This window comes from Campylobacter sp. (assembly GCF_052169515.1).
Classification (GTDB): Bacteria; Campylobacterota; Campylobacteria; order Campylobacterales; family Campylobacteraceae; genus Campylobacter_A.
The window spans coordinates 1-3,412 of the sequence record NZ_JBQNCH010000030.1; the positions used below are offsets into that span (position 1 = coordinate 1).

The 3,412-nt window shown below is 40.4% G+C and carries 5 protein-coding genes; all 5 read right to left on the reverse strand.

From position 1 onward, the window contains the following. Nucleotides 1-488: radical SAM protein (locus tag ACTTKV_RS08750; RefSeq protein WP_442550187.1), on the reverse strand; the 488-nt coding region annotated here is incomplete at its 3' end. A 233-nt stretch (nucleotides 489-721) separates the two neighbouring features. Next, nucleotides 722-1,513 (reverse strand): DUF2314 domain-containing protein, encoded by a 792-nt coding sequence (locus ACTTKV_RS08755; protein ID WP_442550188.1) that lies wholly within the window; start codon nucleotides 1,511-1,513, stop codon nucleotides 722-724. A gap of 221 nt (nucleotides 1,514-1,734) precedes the next feature. Then, nucleotides 1,735-2,232, reverse strand: a complete 498-nt coding sequence (locus ACTTKV_RS08760) for a YajQ family cyclic di-GMP-binding protein (RefSeq protein ID WP_021089472.1) — start codon at nucleotides 2,230-2,232, stop codon at nucleotides 1,735-1,737. 16 nt (nucleotides 2,233-2,248) lie between these two features. Continuing rightward, a complete protein-coding gene (locus ACTTKV_RS08765; RefSeq protein ID WP_442550189.1) occupies nucleotides 2,249-3,007 on the reverse strand; it encodes a hypothetical protein in 759 nt (252 codons plus the stop codon). After that, a partial coding sequence (locus ACTTKV_RS08770) for an NAD(P)-dependent oxidoreductase (protein WP_442550190.1) occupies nucleotides 3,007-3,412 on the reverse strand: 406 nt, incomplete at its 5' end. The genes ACTTKV_RS08770 and ACTTKV_RS08765, both read right to left, overlap by 1 nt.

The following is a 3,412-nucleotide window of genomic DNA, read 5'->3' on the forward strand; positions in this document are numbered from 1 at the left end:
GTCTCGTTATCAAAGCTTTGCACGCCTACGCTTAAGCGGTCGATAAGACCGTCAAAACGGCTAAGGCTTTCTGGCGAGATGTGGTTTGGATCGCTCTCGGCCGAGATATCTTCGATGCTAAAGAGATCTTTGGCGAGTTTTAGCGTCTTTTCTAGCTCGGGTTCGTTAATCAGCGTCGTGCCGCCGCCCACGTAAAGCGAGCTAAAATCAAAGCCGGCCTCTTTTATCTGCCTCATCTCCTCGCGCAAATTTTCAAAGTAAATTTTCGCAAGCTCCTGCTCGTAGTGATACTTGTGAAACGAGCAATACGGGCAAAACGTGTGACAAAAGGGAACGTGTGCGTAGAGCATGTATTTTTTGTTTTTTTTTGGAGTTTTGGTGTAAGTCGTGCTTAAAATGTCTATGTTAAATTCGTTATATAGCGATTTTTGTATAGAATTATGAGCGTAATTTACAGCAAAACTCTCAACAATATTTTTAAAAATCATAATTAATCGCCTTTTATAAGTTGGTTTTAAAAGAATGTGATAGAATAACTAAATTTTTATAAATTTAGCCTTGTGTTAAAGAAATTTTTAGGTAAGGCCAGCAAATTTGACTAAAAATTTTTAAAATTTAAAACCTGCAAATTTCACATATATATTAAATTTTGCTCACAAAGCTTAAGGATTTTACTCCTTAGACTTTGTGCTAAATGACTATGCCAAATTTACAAATTTAACTATCTAAGCACCTTTGCGATTTCGCTCCAGCCCAAATTCTCAGCAAATTCAGCCGCGGTTTTGCCACTTTTTGTGCGAGCATTTTTATCAGCGCCGTATTGTAGCAAGAGATTTACAAGATTTAAATTTCCGGCGATCGCCTCGTGGTGAAGCTGCGTATAGCCAAATTCATCGGCGTCCGTGACCATACTTGGATGCTCTTTTATATACTGCTCCACCTGTTCATGCGTATTTTTGCTCATTGGATGCTCTATCAAATTTTCAGGGTGCTCCTTTTGCTCGTAAACTACCAAAATATCGTTAAAATCGCCAAAATCAAGCCCCCACGCTTTATTGTGCTCTTTTAGCTCTTTCTTTTGCATTCGTGAGCGCATCGCCTGCACGCTAAATCCGCCGTATGCGCGCCCGTCAATGGCAAAGAGCCAGTCGCTCATCTCATCTATCTTTGCGCTTACTTGATCGCCTACTTTCACGTTTTGCACTGCATCAGGCTCATTTACAAGCGTGCCATATATCGTTTCGCCGTCAAATTCCACATCGTCTATCCACATGTGTTCACCAACTTCTTCACCATTTACGACATCTAGGAAACAAATTTTTACCATCGCATAGTCGAGTGCTGGTACGATTCTGTGGCGCTCCCAGTAAACCTCACGCCAAAAATATCTAAAGCTCTCACGAGCTTGCTCAAATGCACGCTGCATATAGTCTTCGTCGCTACTTACAAAATAGATCGGCATTTGCTTGCCAAGATCGATTTGCTTACCGAGAATTTTCTTAAAAAAGCCCATTTTTTATCCTTAGTAAAATAAATTTAAGTGAAAATTTGCAAAAAATTGCCAAATTTTGTATGAAAAAATCAAGTGGCAGTTTTGCAATTTTAATGACAAAGTGAATCACAAAACGTCGTGAGATGAATTTAAATGTTGCGACGAAAAATCAAACGTGCGCTAGGCATATAGCCTGCGGAGTGAGAATTTTTCTAGCTCATTTAAAGGCACTCACGAGGCTATTACTTGAGGTTTTTAAAGCTTATCGGAAGCTCCAAATTTAACCCCCTCACCAGCTTTATACACTCCTGCAGATCATCTATGCTTTTACTTGTTACTCTGATCTCTTCTCCTCTGATCTGCGCGCTCACCTTGATCTTTGAGTCTTTTATTGCCTTGGTGATCTTTTTTGAGTTTTCGCCATCAAGCGTGTCATTTAGCTTTAGTGTCGCCTTTAAATTTCCACCACTCGCTGGCTCTCTTTTTGTCTCTGTGATCGCTACTGGCGGGATATTGCGCTTGATGAGTTTTGAAATAACTATATCTTTTAGTGCGTCGATCTTGTTATCGCTTGAGCTAAGAAGCGTGATAAATTTCTCTTTTTCATTTAGCTCGACTTCGGCCGCAAGACCTTTAAAGTCATACCTAGCCGCGATCTCTTTTTTAGCCGTCTCAAGAGCGTTTTTAACCTCCATCATATCGACCTCGGCACTTATATCAAAGCTATGTTCGGTTGCCATTTTTATCCTTTCAAATTTATTTAAATAGCCCTTTGATCTTCTCAAAAATCGACTTTTTGCCAGTCTCTTCTTGCTCTACTGCCTCTCCAATCTGCTGCACAGCAGTCTGTGCATAGATGATAGCTCCCTTTGGATCGCAGTTAAAGAGGTTTGAATATGAGCTTGATTTGTTTAGATCAAGTGGATTTGGCTCCACGACCTCAGTAGCCTCGAGCAGGCCTATTTCTAGCTCGCATGCGTAGTTTAGCGCATCTAAAAATGCAGGTAAATTTTGAGCGTAAAAGCCATCAATCGCCTCTTTTATCTCGCCATCTGCTTCATAGTCAGCCTTTAGTTTAGCTACGTTTTTAGCGTTTACATAAGCGCCACAACAGTAGTTTTCGGTGATATCATTATAAATTTCACCACTAAATTTATCCAAAAAATTGCTTGGTAAAATTTCTCGCCAGTTGCTGACGTAGTTTTTAAATTTCTCATTTTGCCGCGCCAAAGAGCTTAGTGATGTGCCACGAGTGTAGAAATACTTTCTAAAAAAACCTTGCGTGACAGCGATACAAAAGCCGTGAGTTTTGTTAAAAATTTCATCGTCTTCGTACTGTAACGCAGCGCTTAGCGTATCTTTATACTTTTGAGCGTAAAATTTCTCTACGCCAGCCTTTGTTGCAAGTGCCAAAACCTCGTCAAATTTACTAGCCCTTGTAAGCTCAAGTGCCTCAAAATACCACTTTGAAATTTCATCTTCGCTAATAGCGTGATAGCTTATATCATAGCCCATTATCTGCTCTCCTTTATAAAATTTTCGATGTTAGCTACGATCTTTGCGATGAGCGTCTTTCTGGCCTCCAAACTACCCCATGCCACGTGCGGCGTGATGAGTAGATTTGACTTCTTTTTTACATTTAAAAATGGGCTATTCTCGCTCATTGGCTCACGCTCCAAAACGTCCGTGCCAAAGCGTAAATTTCTCTCGTCTATCGCCCTTGCCATCGCTGCCTCGTCCACTATGCCACCACGTCCTAAATTTAACACTATCGCATCATTTTTTAGTAAATTTATCTCGTTTGCGCCTAGTAAATTTCTAGTCTTTTCATTTAGCGGTGCGTGGATGCTGATGATGTCACTGCCTCTTAGTAGCTCGTCTAAGCTTTTTTGCTTAAATTCGCTATTTTTATTTGCTCCG

Coding starts and splice junctions, on each gene's coding strand:
- ACTTKV_RS08755 (WP_442550188.1), bottom strand. CDS start 1,513: ATGGGCTTTTTTAAGAAAATTCTCGGTAAGCAAATCGATCTTGGCAAG.
- ACTTKV_RS08760 (WP_021089472.1), bottom strand. CDS start 2,232: ATGGCAACCGAACATAGCTTTGATATAAGTGCCGAGGTCGATATGATG.
- ACTTKV_RS08765 (WP_442550189.1), bottom strand. CDS start 3,007: ATGGGCTATGATATAAGCTATCACGCTATTAGCGAAGATGAAATTTCA.